We start from the raw sequence: 15,299 nt of genomic DNA on the forward strand, positions 1-15,299 counted from the left end.
GACCTGCCGCCCTGACGACAGGACCATCCGACGTGCCTCGAACCGGAAAGTGACGAATCGTCGAGTTTGTCGCACGAAGGTTTCACGGGATCGATCTCGATAAAGCACGTCGGATGGGTGCCAGCATATCCGACAAGGACTCACATTGAGTATCTCCATCGATCCACTGCGCTTGTCCAAGCCACAAGACTCGAGCACCTACCTGGCCATCAAAACCCTGCAGGGCGGACGCGCCGTCTACACGACCAGAGTTCCGCTCCTCGACCTGCCCACGATCCTGCCGGTGCCCGATCCGAACAACGTCGACAAGGACAACCGCAAGGTGGACCGACTGCACGCCAAGCAGTTCGGCCAGTACCTGGACAACAAGCAGGACTGGGTCGCACCGGCTCTGCTGGCGCGCGACAGCGGCGGCTGCCTCTTCGAGAAGGTCGACGAGCACGGCGCCGTGGGCTACCTCACGGTGCCGTGGGCAATCGGAGGCATCTCCTCCCTCCGGACGATCGACGGCCAGCACCGCGTCCTCGGCGTGGCCATCGAGAAACAGCGCATCACCGATGCCATCACCGCCGTGGACCGAGAGATGGCACGCAAGGTCAGCACCGACAAGGCCGCCAAGCTGCAGGCCGACCGCGAGAAGCTGATCAGCCAGATGAACCGGTTGAAGAACGAGTACGTTGGTCTCGACATCTACGTCGAACCCGACCCCATCAAGGCACAGCAGATGTTTGTCGACGTCGCCGACAACGCCAAGGGGATCAGCAGCGCCGTTCGGGCTCGGTTCGACAACTACAAGGTCGCCAACCGCACGCTCTCCGATGTCATCGACCACCCGTTGCTCAAGGGGCGGGTGGACGCCGAGCAGGACCGCATGACGGCGAAGAACCCGCACCTCCTCGGTGCCAAGCACGTCGCGGACATCACTCGCGCGGTAATCGCGGGGCCTGGCGGCCGAGTCACCAAGAAGGCCGAGCAGACGCTGACGGACGGCGAGGTGATCGAGCAGGTCAAGGACTTCCTCGACGCCATCTCGCATGCGTTCGGCGCCCTCGCCGCCATCACCGAGGAAGACCCCGAGACCAGCCGCAAAATCGGTGAGCCGACCCTGTCCCAGGAGCTGCGGCGTACGTCGCTCCTGGGATCGGTGGGCATGTTGCGCGTGTTGGGCGGTGTTTTCCACGTGCTGCGTTCGGGGGACAACCCGGTCGAGTTGAACGACATCACCGAGTTCTTCAGGCGTCTCGACCGGCACATGGCCGCACCGGTTGCCGAGACCAGCATCTGGCGCAGCACCTCCGCCGAGGTCGACTTCGAGCCCAACGCGGCCGCGCCGATCATGCGAACGCAGAACATCATCCACCTCGTGGACGTCATCGTCGGTTGGTACAAGAAAGCACCGGCCGCACTCTGATGATCCGAAGCCATGATTCACCGATGCGCCCAGAATCGGGAGAAGCGCTCGGCGAGAGCAACGGCAGGTCGAGGTAGGCATCTCCCGAAGGTCCCGCCACACCGGTGGCTGCCACGAGAACCACGACGAGCTGGATCGATGACCGGATGATGCGGGCGACCGGCACCGGCCACGGGTCGTTCGCACCCGTCGCGGTGCCGGTCATGCACCCCGGTCGCCTCGACATCGGGCCCGTCCCCGGCGTTAGCACCACGCCTCCGCTGCCGGCGGCAGCAACCGCGCACCACAGGCACGCTAGCCTTCGTCACGCGGCCCGCCGGGCACCGAGCGCACGCTCGTCGCTGCCCCCACCCGCACGTGTGTTCCGCGTGCCCAGGTGGGGGATCAACCGGTGGCTCTCGTGCGCCGCAGCGCTCAGACCCTGCTCGACATGTCCGATCGGCTGCACACCGTGCTGGAGGAGCAGGCCCGGATCCAGTTCGAGACGGGGGTGGGCGCGGCCGAGGTGCGGTCGTGGCAGAACAGCCTGCCCGCGTTCCTCACCGACGTGGTCGAGGCCGGTCTCGGTCACGTCGAGGTGCTGTTGGAGCACAAGCTGCCCCACAACCCCAAGCGGGTCGACGTGATCCTGTGCGGGACGCACCCGCGGCGCGGCACGCCGTCCTACGTGCTGGTCGAGCTGAAGCAGTGGTCGAGGGCCGAGCCCGTGGGCGACGACCTCGTACAGGTGCCTTACTACCCGGAGCCGGTCCTGCACCCCGTGGAGCAGGTGCGCCGGTACTGCGAGTACCTCGTCGACGCGACGCCCTCGCTGGCGGAGCAGCCCGGCGCGGTGCACGGGCTCGCGTACCTGCACAACGCGTTGGAGTCAGGCGTCTGGCGGCTGACCCAGTACGGCATGGACGACTACGGCCACCTGTACACGATGGACACCCGGTCCCGGATGGCGGACCGGCTGAAAGCGCTGCTCGACCCCGATCCGGCGACCAGGCAGGCGGCCGGGCGTGCCGCCGAGGACCTGCTGAACGCCAGGCACGCGCCCTCGAAGCCGCTGCTCGACCTGGCGGCGCGCGAGATCCAGGAGCGCGAGCAGTTCGTGCTGCTCGACGAGCAGCAGGTCGCCTACAGCAAGGTCATGCAGGCGGTCGAACGCGCGCGGACCAACCGCACCCAGACCGTGGTGATCGTGCTCGGCGGTCCGGGGTCGGGCAAGAGCGTCATCGCGCTGAGCCTGCTCGGCGAACTGGCCCGCCTGGGTCGCCGCGTCTACCACGCCACCGGGTCCAGCGCCTTCACGAACACCCTGCGCAAGCTGGCAGGCAGGCGTGCGCCGCGGGTGCAGAACATGTTCAAGTACTTCAACAGCTTCATGGACGCCGAGCCGCGCGGCCTGGACGTGTTGATCTGCGACGAGGCGCACCGGCTCCGGGAGACCAGCGTCAACCGGTACACCAGGGCCGAAGCCCGGCAGCGGGCGCGGCGGCAGGTCGCCGAGCTGGTCGACGCGGCCTGGGTGCCGGTGTTCCTGCTGGACGAGCACCAGATCGTGCGCCCGGGTGAGATGGGCTCCCGGCAGCAGATCGAGGCCGCCGCCCGCGCGCTGGGCTGCGAGGTGGAGGTCGTGCACCTGGCCGGCCAATACCGGTGCGGCGGGTCGGAGTTCTTCGACGCGTGGAGCGCGGGGCTGCTCGACCTCGGTCGACGTCGCGCGACGGCCTGGTCGGACCTCGTGACCCGGGACGACGAGGACTTCGTCGTGCACGCCGCGCGGACGCCGGCCGAGGTCGAGGAGTGGCTGCTGGCGCAGCGGGCGAGGTTCGGCGGCACGGCTCGCCTCGCGGCCGGCTACTGCTGGCAGTGGAGCGACCCGGTCACCGTGAACGGGACGAAGGTGCTCGTGCCGGACGTGCGGATCGGCGACTGGCAGCGTCCCTGGAACGCGAAGCCGGGCAAGCGGGTACCCGACGCCCCCGAGTCGCACTACTGGGCGAGCGACGAGCGCGGCTTCGGCCAGGTCGGCTGCGTGTACACGGCCCAGGGCTTCGAGTACGACTGGGCGGGTGTGGTCTTCGGCCCCGACTTCGTGCGCCGCGACGGGCGGTGGGTCGCCCGACCCGAGCACTCCCGCGACCCGGCGGTGAAGAAGGCCCGGGGCGCGAACTTCCACGAGCTGATCAGGAACACCTACCGGGTGCTGCTCACCCGAGGGATGCGCGGGGTGTGCGTCTGCTCGACCGACCCGGAGACGCAGGAGTACCTGGAGAAGATGGCGAGCTGAGCGACCTGCGTACGGCCGGGGCGGACCGGAATTCGCCGTCCGCCGCCGGACACGACCGGTCGGGTCTGGGGCGGTGGGGACGGGTCGGTCGTGTCTTTCGGTAACCGAGGTATTGGTACGCGCGAGTGCTGTCCGTGCGCAGCCGGGTGAGGGTGGGTCGCAGAGTTTTGCGACACCCGACCTTGAGTGTCATGACTTCGCAGAGACGAAGGGCGCGCGCCCGCCGTCCCCGGCCCGACCCGGTCCGCGTCGAGGAGCTGGTGGCCTACCTCCGCGCGGACCGCGGCTGGCGCGACGAGGTGGCCAAGCGGCTCGTGGCCCGCTTGGACCAGCGGCTCGTGCGGTCGGCGCGGTCGTACGGGTGTCGGCCCATCGCGCACGTGGCGGAGGAGTTGGACAGCCAGGCGTGCGTCGACCTCGGCCCGGGGGTGCCCTACCAGTTGGCCAAGGCGGTGTACGGGCAGGTCGGGTTGCGCGGCGCGGCGCGGTTGCGGCAGACGGCGCGCAGCCTGCGCGTGCTCGGCGTGTACCTGTGCGGCAGCGACCTGGCCGGGTGCCCGTGCACGGAGGCGTTGGCCCGGGATCCGCAACAGGTGCGCGTCGATCGGGTGGTCAGCGGGGCGCTGGACGGAGCAGGCTTCTAGGCCGGACGTTTGGGTGGTCACGCCGATGGGCAACACCGTCACCGTGGGTAGGATTCGAATCGGCACCTCCGGCTGGCGCTACCCCGAGTGGCGCGGCGACTTCTACCCGCGCGGGTTGCAACAGCGGTTGGAATTGCAGTTCCTGTCGCGGCGGCTCGACACGGTCGAGATCAACGGCTCGTTCTACGGGCTGCGCAAGCCGACGGACTACAAGTCGTGGTTCGAACGCACCCCCGAGGACTTCGTCTTCGCCGTCAAGGGCCACCGCGCGATCACCCACGACAAGCGGTTGCGGGACGTCCGCGAGGACGTGGCGGAGTTCTTCGACTCCGGGGTGCTCGACCTCGGGCCGAAGCTCGGGCCGGTGCTGTGGCAGCTCCCGCCGATGCTGCCGTGGCGACCCGAACGGCTGGCCGCGTTCCTGGAGCTGCTGCCCGGCCCGCCGGTGCGGCACGCGCTCGAAGTCCGCCACCCCACCTGGGACACGCCGGAACTGGTCGAGGCGTTGGCACGGCACAACGTCGCGCTGGTCGTCGCCGAATCCGCGGGCCGTTTCCCCGAATTGCGGGAGCTGACCGCCGACTTCACCTACGTGCGGCTGCACGGCGACGAAGAGCTGTACGTCAGCGCGTACTCCGACGCGGCGCTGGACCGCTGGGCGTCGCGGGTCCGGGAGTGGGCGACCGAACGGGACGTCTACGTCTACTTCGACAACACGATGGGCGGCGCCGCGCCGTTCGACGCCCTGGCCCTGGCCGAGCGCCTCAGCTGAGCCGCGGCACGCGGTCCAGCACGATGCCGAAGTGCTTCGCGTAGGCGTCGAGCAGCTCGTCGTCGTCCAGCCGCTCCACCACCCTGTCGGCACCGTCGGTGGTGATCAGCTCGTTCCCGGCGATGGTGATCCGCCCGGTCGGCGTGGGCAGCGAGCACGTCGTGCCGCGCCGGAACGCCGACCCCGGCCACGTCTGCTGGTACCAGCACGTGGCGCGGAACTCCTCCAGCTCCCGCGGGCGCGGTTCGAGCCGGTACTGCGGCCGGCCGTCGAGCAGCACGTCCACGTCGCCGTGGGGCGCGTCGACCACCCGGAACACGCCGGCGGGGTCGTGCTGCGCGTCCCGGCTGGTCAGGTCGAGCGGGCGCAGGCTGAACCGCCCGAACCCCACGTCGACCAGCAGGTCGCCGACGCGCAGCGCCAGGTGGTCGAACGGCGGCCCGTACCCGCCGTCCTTGAAGACCTTCCCGGACAGGAGTCGGACCTCGTGGCCCAACGCCCCCAGCAGCGCCGCGAACGCGCCGTTGAGCTCGTAGCAGAACCCGCCCCGGCGCCTGGTGACGATCTTGTCGACCAGCAGGTCCGCGTCGAGCTCGATCGGCTCGCCGAGGTGGATGCTCAAGTTCTCGAAGGGCACGGTGGCCAGGTGCCGCTGCTGCAACTCGGCGAGCGTGCTCCGGCGGGTCGCGCCGATCCTGGCCAGGTAGGCGTCGAGCGTTCGGTCGTCCACGGCACCACCATGCACGTTCGACCGGGGTGGAGGTCAACAGCGGGGTACGCCGGAGATCATCCGGGTACCCCGGTGGCGTGACGGGTGAGGTCCGGGTCGGCACGTCGGGTTGGGTGTACCCGACGTGGCGCGGCGCGTTCTACCCGAAGGGGCTGGTGCAGCGGCGGGAGCTGGAGCACATCTCCGGCCTGCTCACGTCGGTCGAGCTGAACGGCTCGTTCTACTCGCTGCAACGCCCGTCGAGCTACCAGGCGTGGGCGCGGCAGACACCCGACGACTTCCTGTTCGCGGTCAAGGGCGGCCGGTTCATCACGCACCTCAAGCAGCTGCGGGACGTCGAGGTGCCGCTGGCCAACTTCTTCGCCTCCGGCGTGCTCGCGCTCGGGCCGAAGCTCGGGCCGGTGCTGTGGCAGCTGCCACCGAAGACGGCGTTCGACCCCGACCGGCTGACCACGTTCTTCGACCTGCTCCCCCGCACCACCGGGGACGCCGCCCGGCTCGCCGAGCGGCACGACGAGCGGCTGCCCCCCGAGCGCGCGTGGCCGACCACCGACGCCGACCGGCCGCTGCGGCACGCGCTGGAGGTGCGGCACCCGACGTTCCTGGTGCCGGAGTTCCAGGACCTGCTCCGCGCGCACGGCATCGCGCTCGTCGTCTCGCACTCCGCGGGCCGGTTCCCCTACCTCGAAGGCGTCACCGCCGACTTCGCGTACGTGCGGCTGCACGGCAGCCAGTCCCTGTACGTCGGCAGCTACACCGACGACGAGCTGGACCGGTGGTCGGCCAAGATCGAGGAGTGGGCCGCGGACCACGACGTCTACGTGTACTTCGACAACGACACGGACGCCGTCGCCCCCCACGACGCCCTCCGCCTCGCCGCGCGCCTTTCGCTGCCGAAACCCCAGGCGGCACACACGATGAGGTGAACGACGGCCGTCCCGCGCCCGCTCCGCCGCCGATCCCAGCATCCTTGCGCGGTGGAGGTGACCCGGATGACGACCCGCACCCTCGTGACGGCGCTGGCCCTGACCACCGGAGCCCTGGCGTCCGGTGGCACCGCGGTGGCGCGCGAGGAGGGCCCCTCGTGCGACCGCGGCGAGTTCTGCGTCTGGTCGGGCGCGGACTACACCGGCGACGCGCACCGGCTGGACCTGGAGACCGCGAACCCGCGCGAGTGCATCCCGCTGCCGGGCGGTTTCGTGGCGCGGTCCTTCGCCAACCGCCTGAACCGGGACGTGTCGGTCTACCAGGGCGCGACCTGCTCGACCGAGGCGGAGTTCACCACCTACCCGGGCAAGGGCACCTACGTGCCGGACGCGCCGTTCGTCGTGCGGGCCATCCAGGTCTGGGAACCCTGACAGGTCTGGGAGCCCTGACCGCCACCGCGGCGGCACCTCGTGCCTCCTCCGGCATCGCGTGCCGCGCCGGTCGACGGCCGCTCACCCGCCGAGCACCGGCACGCCGATCGCCAGCACGGCGGTGTCGTCCTCGACGCCTGGGCCCAGCCGGTCCAGCAGGCCGATCAGCGCGTCCACCGCCCCGGACGCCGTGGTCGGCCCGACGGTCGCGGCGAAGGCCAGCAGGTCCTCCTCGCTGTACCGGGTGTCCGGGCCGGTCCGGGCTTCGATCAGGCCGTCGGTGTACAGCACGAACGTGTCGCCCGGCCCCAGGCGCACCGTCGCGGTGGCGATGTGGGCGTCCGGGAGGATGCCGATCAGCTGCCCGCCCGGCAGGTCGACGTACGAGGCGGTGCCGTCGGCGCGCAGCAGCAGGCCCGGCGGGTGGCCGCCCGCGGCCAGGGTGATCGTGCACGTGCCCTCCCCCACCGACACCACGCCGAACGCCACCGTGCAGAACCGCGTCCCCACCTCCTGGTTCAGCACCGTGTTCAGGTTGGTCAGCACGGTGGCCGGGTCCGGGTCGTACACCGCCGCCGAACGCAGCGTGTACCGCGTCAACGACGTCACCGCCGCCGCGCTCGCACCCTTGCCGCACACGTCGCCCAGGAACAGCCCCCACCGGCCGTCCGCCAGCGGGAACAGGTCGTAGAAGTCGCCGCCCACCTCGAACGGCGAGGCGTGGTGGTAGTGCGAGGCCGTCTCCACCCCCGGCACGGCGGGCAGCACCGGCGGCAGCAGGGTGCGCTGGAGCGTGATCGCCAGCCGGCGGATCTCGTCGCGCTCCCGCTCCGCCGCCTGGCGGGCCCGCAGCAGCTCCTGCTCGTAGGCACGGCGGTCGCTCGCGTCGAACACCGTGGTCCGGATCAGCACCGGCGCGCCGTCCTCGCCGCTCTTGACCGTCGAGTTCACCAGCACCGGCAGCCGCGAGCCGGACGCCGAGACCATCTCCAGCGCCACCCCGCCGATCACGCCCTGCATCCGCAGCAACGGCGCGAAGTGAGTCTCGTGGTACAGCTTGCCGCCGACGCTGAGCAGGTCCGCGAACCGCAGCCGACCCACCAGCTGCTCGCGCTCGTAGCCGAGCCACCGCAGCAGCGTCTCGTTCACCCGCGTGATCCGCCCGTCGAGTGAGGTCGACAGGTAGCCGCAGGGCGCGTTGTCGTACAGGTCGTCCGCAGTGTCCTCCACCTGGGCCGACAGGTCCTCTCGTCGTAGTCGGTTCCGATCTTGCCGCCACGGGGTGTCCCGCGACGTGTACCAGGATGACCGCCGCCGTCGCCTCGCGCGAGGTCCGGGTCGCCGGTGGTCATCATGCCGACCCGCCGCACCTGATGTTGACTGCCGGGGGAGGACAGGGGGTGGCGGCGTGCCGGAACCGGATGCGGACGTCGTGGTGGTGGGTGCCGGGCTCGCCGGGCTCGCCGCCGCCGTCCGGCTGCACCGCGCGGGGCTGGCGGTCGTGGTATGCGAGGCGGGCGACGACGTCGGCGGCCGGGTGCGCACCGACGAGGTCGACGGGTTCCTGCTGGACCGCGGGTTCCAGGTGCTGCTGCCCGCCTACCCGGAGGTCCGGCGGCTGTTCGACCTGCCCGCCCTGGAGCTGCGGCCGTTCCTGCGCGGCGCGGTCGCGGTGGCCGACTCCGGCCGCTACCACCTCGTGCCGCCGTGGCGACGACCGTCCGCCGCGGCCTCCATCGCGGCCGACGCGGCCCGGTTCGCCCTCGGGCGGCCCCGCGACGTGGCCGCGCTGGGCGCCCTGTCCGCGCGGGACCTCCTGGCGCCGGACGCCGTGCTGCGGCGGCAGTCGCCGGACCGGTCGATCCGCGCGGAGCTGTCCCACTGGGGCGTCTCGGAGCGCACGGTGCGGGAGGTGCTCGGCCCGTTCCTGGCCGGGGTGTTCCTCGACCCGGCCCTCACCGACTCCGCCCGGCTGTTCCACCTGATCTGGCGCTGCTTCCTGCGCGGCGGCGGCGCGGTGCCCGACGCGGGGATGCGCGAGCTGCCCCGGCAGTTGGCGCGGGCGCTGCCGTCGGGCGCGATCCGCACGCGCTGCGCGGTCGACCGGGTGCGGGGCACGGGCGTGGACCTGGCCGACGGCACGGCGATCCGGGCGCGGGCGGTCGTGGTCGCCACCGACGGCACGACCGCCCAGCGGCTGGTCCCCGAGGTGCCGGAACCGGTCTGGCACGGCGTCACGACGTGGTACTTCGCCACCGCGCCCGGCGACGGCGAACCGGTGCTGCTGCTGGACGGCGGCTCCGGCCTGCTCCTGAACACCGCGGTGATCAGCGCGGTCGCCGAGCGCCGCGCGCCGGCCGGCAGGGCCCTGGTGTCGGCGTCGGTGCCCGGCCGGGTCGGCTCCGACGACGAGGCCCGCGTGCGACAGCGGCTCGCCGAGATGTACGGGCGGGACACCCGGAGGTGGGACGTCGTGGCGCGGTACGAGATCCCCCACGCGCTGCCCGCGCTCGGGCCGGGCCGGCCGTTGCGCCGACCGGTCCGGTTCGGCGGCGGGAGGTACGTGTGCGGCGACCACCGGGACACCGGCTCCATCCAGGGGGCGCTGGTGTCCGGGCGACGCGCGGCGGACGCGGTCCGGCGGGACCTGCGGGGCTCCGCCGGTCGGGGTTGACCCGGGTGCCGACGCCGGCCCCGAAGCCGACGCGCCCCGGTCGGGTGCCCCTCGCGCGGCCGCGGTTGACCGGTGGGCCACCGGGTATGCCGTCGAGCGGACGAGCACACTCGACCACTCGACGGAGGTGCCGCATGGCGGCCTCGGACACCGGCCTCTACACCGCGCGGGCGGTGTCGCGGGACGACGCCGTGAGCGTCGAAGGAGCCACTCCGGACCGGCTCGCCGTCCACTCGCCCGGCGAACTGGGCGGTCCCGACGGCGGCTGGAACCCGGAACGGCTGTACGCCGCCGCCCTGGCCACCTGCCTGCACCAGAGCCTCGTCCTGGTGTCCTCGTCGGCCGGCGTGGACACCGCGGACGCCTCGGTCCGCGCCGAGGTCACGTTGCGGACGGACGACGGCGGCGCGTACCACCTCGACGCGGCGCTGCGCGTGGACCTGCCCGGCGCGGACCCCGGGGCGCGGGAACGGCTCGTCGGACTGGCCGCCGCGCACTGCCCGATGGTCGACGAGTCGCAGGTGACCGCGTCCTGAGCCACCGGGATTGTCGGTGGTCGGCGCTACCGTGCCGGGCATGAGGATGTCGAACGCCACCGAGCTCACCGCGGAGCACCACGCCCGGCTCGCGGAGCTGGGCCTGCGCATCGACCACCTGGACGAGGCGATCTGGGCCGGTGTCGACGCGCGGGCGTCCGCGCCGCCCCTCGGTCCCACCAACGGCGCGGGGCTGCTCGACTGGATCCACCGCGTCGGCAGGCTCCGCGAGGTCCTCGTGGCCGAGGGCTGGACGAGGGTCGACAAGTGGAACGCGGGCCTGGTCCAGCACCCCGGCAGACCGGTCGTGCTGGGCACGCTGCAGGGCAACCGCCACACCGGCACGCCCGGCGCGCCGCTGCGCAGCGACTACGCCAAGGGTCCCGCCATCGCGGCGATGATGCGCGGCAACGACCGGGACCAGTTCACCCTCTTCGACTCGCTGCACGCGCACGAGTGGAAGCTGTGGTTCCTGGTCACCTACCCCCGGCAGGAGGGCGAGCGGCTGGTCGTGCTCCGCGAGGTCGCGCAGCCGGAGCCCACGCCGCAGGGCCAGGTGGTGGACCGGTGGGCGCGCCGGATCACGTTGCCGCCGCTGGTGTTCGGCCCGCTGCCCGCACCGCGCGGCACGCAGGGCCCCGACGCCGTCGACGTCACCGTCACGCCGCGCCGGTAGGCGGGTGCGAGAATGGCGCGATCATGCTCACGCCATCCCGCCTCGCGCTCGCCCGCACCCGTCGCGGCCTCACCGCGGTGGAGCTGGCGCGCAAGGCCGGCACGAGCCCGGCCAGCATCGGCGACTACGAGCACGGCCGCCGCCAACCACGCCCGGCCACGACCGCCCGGCTCACCGAGGCCCTCGGCTTTCCGCCGGGTTTCCTGGAAGCCGAGGCGGTGCCCGAGGTCGAGGTGGCGTTCACCAGGCCCGCGGCCAAGCGGCACCGGGACGCGGCGGTCGGCGCGGCCCGGCTGGCCCTCGGCTTCGACGGCTGGCTGACGCGCGCGTTCACCTTCCCCGAGCCGGACGTGCCGACGTGGGAGCACCCGGACCCGGAGACCGCCGCCGAGGTGTTGCGCGCCCGCTGGGGCATGCCGCACCGGCCCGCGCCGAACCTGGTCCACCTGCTGGAGGCGCACGGCGTCCGGGTGTTCTCCCTGCCGCCGGACTGCGCCGCCGCGGGCCCGTTCTCGTACCGCCACGCCGGCACCCCGTACGTCTTCCTCGACCCGACGGCGTCACCCGACCAGGCCCGCTCCGACGCGGCCCGCGAGCTGGGGCGGCTGACCGGAGTCGCGGACGCGCAAGCGTTCGCCACGGCGTTCCTGCTGCCCCGCGCGGGGCTGCTGGCGGCGGTGCCGCGCGGGCCGCTGACCGAGCAGGTCGCCGCGCACGCCACCACCTGGCACGTGTCGCCGCTCGCCCTGGCGCACCGGCTGCGCGAGCTGGACCTGCTCACGCGCGCCCAGCACGCGACCGTGTGCGCCCACCTGACCCGGCGGGCGGCGACGGGGCTGGTCCACCGCGAGTCGTCCCAGCTGCTCACCAAGGTGTTCCGGGCCCTGCGCGCGCAGGGTACGACACCCCACGGCATCGCCCGGGAACTGCTGCTCGACGTGGAGGAGCTGAACGGGCTGGTGTTCGGCCTGGTGCTCACCGCCCTGCCCGGCGTCGGCGACCCCGGCCGCCCCACCGCCCGACCCGACCTCACCCTCGTCCGGAGGTAACCCGTGGACCAGCCGCTCACCGCCGCCGAACTGTTCGACGCCGTCGGCCACGGCTACGAGGACGCGTTCGGGCGCCCGCCGGCCGTGGACGAGGCGGTGCGGCTGCTGCTCGACCGCCTGCCGGCCAACGCCAGGGTGCTCGACATCGGCAGCGGCACGGGCAGGCCCGCGGCGGAGGACCTCGCGGCGGCCGGGCACGACGTGCTCGGGGTCGACGTGTCGGCCGCCATGGTCGACATCGCCCGCCGCCAGGTGCCGCGGGCCCGCTTCGAGCACGCCGACATCCGCGAGTGGGAGTCGCCCGACGCGAGCTGGGACGCGGTGTGCGCGTTCTTCCCCTTCCTGCAGATGACCCGGGACGAGGTCGTGGCCGTGCTCGGCCGGATCGCCCGGTGGCTCAAGCCGGGCGGGGTGTTCGCCCTGGTCACCGTGCCGATGGACGTCGAAGGGCTCGACGTGCCGTTCCTCGGCCACACCGTGCGGCTGACCAGCTTCGCCGCGCCCGACCTGATCAGCCGGGTGGAGGCGGCCGGGCTGGAGGTGCTGGACACCCGCAGCACCGTCTTCTCCCCCGACCGCGAGGGCCAGCCCGACGAGGAGCACCTGCTGGTGCTCGCCCGGAAGGGTCAGGACCAGGCGGCCGCGGTTTCCTCGACGTAGTCCTCGAACCGCCTCGCCTCACGGCCCAGCACGGACGGCACGCCGTCGGACAGGGCGGCGTCGCGGCCGTCGCGGATGGCGGCCAACGAGCCCGTCAGGACCTCCGCGTACGCCGGGGCGAACCCCGACCGCACCAGCGCGTCGGTGTACTCGGCCGGCGGCACCTCCGTGACGCGAATCGAACGGCCCGACACGTCGGCGATCCGCGCCACGGCGTCCCGGAACGACACCGCCTCCGGCCCGGACAGGTCGTAGCCGGCGCCCGCGTGCCCGTCCTGCGTCAACGCCGCCACCGCGACGTCGGCGATGTCCCGCGCGTCGATGAACGGGTGGCCGCCGTCCCCGCCGGCGGGCAGGACGACCTCGCCGGCGAGGATCTCCGGCAGGAAGTAGTCCTCGCTGAAGTTCTGCGCGAACCACGTGGGCCGCAGGATCGTCCAGTCCACCCCGGACGCCCGCACGGCGCGCTCCCGGCCGTCCTCGGGCGGGATGCCCCGCGCCGACAGCAGCACGACCCGACGGGCCCCCGCCTCCACCGCCCGGGGCACGAACGCGGCGACGCCGGAGTCGTCGAGGTCCATCGACACCGCCACGAGGTACACGGCCGTGACGCCGTCGAGGGCCGCCGCCCAGGTGGAGCGGTCGGACCAGTCGAAGCGGGGGTCGGTGTGGCGGGATACCGGGCGGTTGGCGACGCCGAGGGCGTCGAGGGCGGACGCGACGCGGCGACCGGTCTTGCCGGTGCCGCCGAGGACCAGGATTGTCATGCCCCCAGGCAACCAAGGTCGTGCCGGCCGGGACATGGCCCACCGTCCCCGATGCATGTTCAATCGTCTACGTGGGTGATCCGACCGCTCTGACCGACCTGTTGCGCGGTGTGCGCGCCCGGCGCGCGGACGTGTGCCGCTCGTTCGCCTCGCCGCCGTGGGCCCTGGCGTTCACGACGACGGCACCGTTCACGCTCGTCACCGTCCCGCGCGGGGAGGCGTGGCTGCTCGCCGAGGACGGCACGCGGGTGCTCCTGCGGACGGGTGACCTCGGCCTGGTCCGCGGGCCGCTGCGGTTCGTGCTGGCCGACGACCCGGCCACGCCGCCGCAGGTCGAGGTGGGCGAACCGGACGCGGAGTGCGAGCGGTGGCGCGTGGGGACGCGGACGTACGGGACGGCACCCGACGGGGACACGCTCGTGATCACCGGCGCGTACGACGTGGACGACGGCTTGGCGCGGCGGCTGCTCGACTCCCTGCCGCCGGTGCTCGCGGTGACGTGCGACGACGAGCGCTGCCCGACGATGGACGTGCTGGCCGTCGAGGTGGCGAAGGACCAGGCGGGCCAGGACGTGATCCTCGACCGGCTGCTGGACCTCCTGCTGGTGTACGCGCTGCGGGAGTGGTTCGACCGGCCCGGGGCGAACACGCCCGGCTGGTACCGCGCCCTGGGTGACGAGGTGGTCGGCCCGGCGTTGCGGGCCATGCACGACGAACCGCAGCGGGCCTGGACGGTCGCGGACCTGGCCGCGCGTGCCGGGGTGTCGCGGGCGGCGTTGGCGCGGCGGTTCACCGCGCTGGTCGGCGTGCCGCCGCTGACGTACCTGACCGAGTGGCGCATGGACGTCGCCGCGGACCTGCTGCGCCGACCGGAGGCCACGGTCGGCTCCGTGGCGCGGGCGGTCGGCTACGCCGACGGGTTCGCGTTCAGCACGGCGTTCAAGCGGGTGCGGGGCGTGCGGCCCAGCGACCACCGTGTGGTAGCTGTGCAGGCATGACGACCTTGAACGACCTGCGGGACGCGCTGCGCCGGTTCGCCGCCGCGCGGGACTGGGACACCTACCACACGCCGAAGAACCTGGTGATGGCGTTGTCCGGGGAGGTCGGCGAGCTGACCGACCTGTTCCAGTGGCTCACGCCCGAGGAGGCGGCGCACGCGATGGACGACCCGGAGCTGGCGTGGAACGTGCGGGACGAGCTGGCCGACGTCCTGCACTACCTCGTGCGGCTCGCGGACAAGCTCGACGTGGACCTGATCGAGGCCGCGTTCGCCAAGATCGAGCGCAATGAGAGCCGGTTCCCGACCGGCGACCTGAAGCCCGTGGAGCAGGCGCCCGACCGGCCCGCTCAGACGTAGGTCAGCAACAGCAGGACCAAGCTGATCAGGAGCACCGCGGCGAGGACCACCGAGGCCCACACCGGTGTTTCCTCCGACGAGGTCGGGCGGGCGCGGGAGTGCCTGCCCGTTCGTCGGATTCTCCTGATCCGTCTCCGGCTCCTCATGCCGGCTACGGTATGGACGGGCGACGTTGGTCATCTGCGCATCACCCGGTCGCGCCCGGTGCGTCGCCCGAACAGCGGTGACGCCCGCCGGAACGTAATGGTTCGCCGTGACGTGGAAACGTGCGACCAGAGTGCGTTCCGAACGCCAAAAAGCCTTCAGGGGCACCCGGTGAACCGGATGCCCCTGAAGGCGAAAAATTGTTCGGCGGCGTCCTACTCTCCCACACCCTCACAAGTGCAG

General features: G+C 72.5%; 17 protein-coding genes. 13 read left to right on the forward strand and 4 right to left on the reverse strand.

What is annotated here, in order from left to right; all coding sequences use genetic code 11:
* The first annotated feature begins 145 nt into the window (after positions 1–145).
* The 4 genes from ACIGNX_RS31885 to ACIGNX_RS31900 all read left to right on the forward strand — a co-directional run bounded on the left by ACIGNX_RS31885 (position 146) and on the right by ACIGNX_RS31900 (position 5,105).
* On the forward strand, positions 146–1,411 hold the full coding sequence (locus ACIGNX_RS31885; RefSeq protein WP_396544762.1) for a DNA sulfur modification protein DndB: 1,266 nt from the start codon (positions 146–148) through the stop codon (positions 1,409–1,411).
* Between the two features lie 391 nt (positions 1,412–1,802).
* Positions 1,803–3,689, forward strand: a complete 1,887-nt coding sequence (locus tag ACIGNX_RS31890) for a DNA/RNA helicase domain-containing protein (protein ID WP_396544763.1) — start codon at positions 1,803–1,805, stop codon at positions 3,687–3,689.
* A gap of 191 nt (positions 3,690–3,880) precedes the next feature.
* Positions 3,881–4,333 carry a hypothetical protein gene (locus tag ACIGNX_RS31895; RefSeq protein ID WP_396544764.1) on the forward strand — a complete coding sequence of 151 codons (453 nt, stop codon included), beginning with the start codon at positions 3,881–3,883 and terminating at the stop codon, positions 4,331–4,333.
* 25 nt (positions 4,334–4,358) lie between these two features.
* On the forward strand, positions 4,359–5,105 hold the full coding sequence (locus ACIGNX_RS31900) for a DUF72 domain-containing protein (RefSeq protein WP_396544766.1): 747 nt from the start codon (positions 4,359–4,361) through the stop codon (positions 5,103–5,105).
* Here ACIGNX_RS31900 and ACIGNX_RS31905 read toward each other — a convergent pair.
* The gene (locus ACIGNX_RS31905; protein WP_396544768.1) at positions 5,098–5,835 is read right to left on the reverse strand and encodes an arylamine N-acetyltransferase; all 738 of its coding nucleotides are present in this window, start codon (positions 5,833–5,835) and stop codon (positions 5,098–5,100) included. The genes ACIGNX_RS31900 and ACIGNX_RS31905 overlap by 8 nt on opposite strands.
* 77 nt (positions 5,836–5,912) lie before the next feature.
* Here ACIGNX_RS31905 and ACIGNX_RS31910 point away from each other — a divergent pair, with 77 nt between their 5' ends.
* Positions 5,913–6,761, forward strand: coding sequence for a DUF72 domain-containing protein (locus ACIGNX_RS31910; protein ID WP_396544770.1), 849 nt, complete (start codon positions 5,913–5,915; stop codon positions 6,759–6,761).
* A 66-nt stretch (positions 6,762–6,827) separates the two neighbouring features.
* The gene (locus tag ACIGNX_RS31915) at positions 6,828–7,193 is read left to right on the forward strand and encodes a peptidase inhibitor family I36 protein (protein WP_396544771.1); all 366 of its coding nucleotides are present in this window, start codon (positions 6,828–6,830) and stop codon (positions 7,191–7,193) included.
* A gap of 81 nt (positions 7,194–7,274) precedes the next feature.
* On the opposite strand, the gene ACIGNX_RS31920 is transcribed toward ACIGNX_RS31915, so the two are convergent.
* Positions 7,275–8,423 (reverse strand): PP2C family protein-serine/threonine phosphatase, encoded by a 1,149-nt coding sequence (locus tag ACIGNX_RS31920; RefSeq protein ID WP_396544773.1) that lies wholly within the window; start codon positions 8,421–8,423, stop codon positions 7,275–7,277.
* Between the two features lie 178 nt (positions 8,424–8,601).
* Between ACIGNX_RS31920 and ACIGNX_RS31925 the strand changes: the two genes are divergently transcribed.
* From ACIGNX_RS31925 to ACIGNX_RS31945, 5 genes are all read left to right on the forward strand, one after another.
* Positions 8,602–9,867 carry an NAD(P)/FAD-dependent oxidoreductase gene (locus ACIGNX_RS31925; protein WP_396544775.1) on the forward strand — a complete coding sequence of 422 codons (1,266 nt, stop codon included), beginning with the start codon at positions 8,602–8,604 and terminating at the stop codon, positions 9,865–9,867.
* A gap of 134 nt (positions 9,868–10,001) precedes the next feature.
* Positions 10,002–10,403 carry an OsmC family protein gene (locus ACIGNX_RS31930; protein WP_396544777.1) on the forward strand — a complete coding sequence of 134 codons (402 nt, stop codon included), beginning with the start codon at positions 10,002–10,004 and terminating at the stop codon, positions 10,401–10,403.
* Positions 10,404–10,443: 40 nt separating this feature from the next.
* Complete coding sequence (locus ACIGNX_RS31935) at positions 10,444–11,079, forward strand: hypothetical protein (protein WP_396544779.1); 636 nt, start codon at positions 10,444–10,446, stop codon at positions 11,077–11,079.
* Positions 11,080–11,102: 23 nt separating this feature from the next.
* Positions 11,103–12,128 carry a helix-turn-helix domain-containing protein gene (locus tag ACIGNX_RS31940; protein ID WP_396544781.1) on the forward strand — a complete coding sequence of 342 codons (1,026 nt, stop codon included), beginning with the start codon at positions 11,103–11,105 and terminating at the stop codon, positions 12,126–12,128.
* 3 nt (positions 12,129–12,131) lie between these two features.
* Positions 12,132–12,788 (forward strand): class I SAM-dependent methyltransferase, encoded by a 657-nt coding sequence (locus tag ACIGNX_RS31945; protein WP_396544783.1) that lies wholly within the window; start codon positions 12,132–12,134, stop codon positions 12,786–12,788.
* Here ACIGNX_RS31945 and ACIGNX_RS31950 read toward each other — a convergent pair.
* Positions 12,755–13,555 (reverse strand): SDR family NAD(P)-dependent oxidoreductase, encoded by an 801-nt coding sequence (locus ACIGNX_RS31950; RefSeq protein WP_396544785.1) that lies wholly within the window; start codon positions 13,553–13,555, stop codon positions 12,755–12,757. The two genes, ACIGNX_RS31945 and ACIGNX_RS31950, sit on opposite strands and share 34 nt — an antisense overlap.
* A gap of 71 nt (positions 13,556–13,626) precedes the next feature.
* Here ACIGNX_RS31950 and ACIGNX_RS31955 point away from each other — a divergent pair, with 71 nt between their 5' ends.
* Complete coding sequence (locus ACIGNX_RS31955) at positions 13,627–14,553, forward strand: AraC family transcriptional regulator (protein WP_396544787.1); 927 nt, start codon at positions 13,627–13,629, stop codon at positions 14,551–14,553.
* Complete coding sequence (locus tag ACIGNX_RS31960; RefSeq protein WP_396544789.1) at positions 14,550–14,912, forward strand: nucleotide pyrophosphohydrolase; 363 nt, start codon at positions 14,550–14,552, stop codon at positions 14,910–14,912. Before ACIGNX_RS31955 ends, ACIGNX_RS31960 begins: the two co-directional genes overlap by 4 nt.
* On the opposite strand, the gene ACIGNX_RS31965 is transcribed toward ACIGNX_RS31960, so the two are convergent.
* Positions 14,903–15,058 carry a hypothetical protein gene (locus tag ACIGNX_RS31965; protein WP_396544791.1) on the reverse strand — a complete coding sequence of 52 codons (156 nt, stop codon included), beginning with the start codon at positions 15,056–15,058 and terminating at the stop codon, positions 14,903–14,905. The two genes, ACIGNX_RS31960 and ACIGNX_RS31965, sit on opposite strands and share 10 nt — an antisense overlap.
* Positions 15,059–15,299: the final 241 nt, after the last annotated feature.

Origin of the sequence: Actinosynnema sp. NPDC053489, from assembly GCF_044544865.1 — a bacterium.
In the GTDB taxonomy this organism is placed as follows: domain Bacteria; phylum Actinomycetota; class Actinomycetes; order Mycobacteriales; family Pseudonocardiaceae; genus Actinosynnema.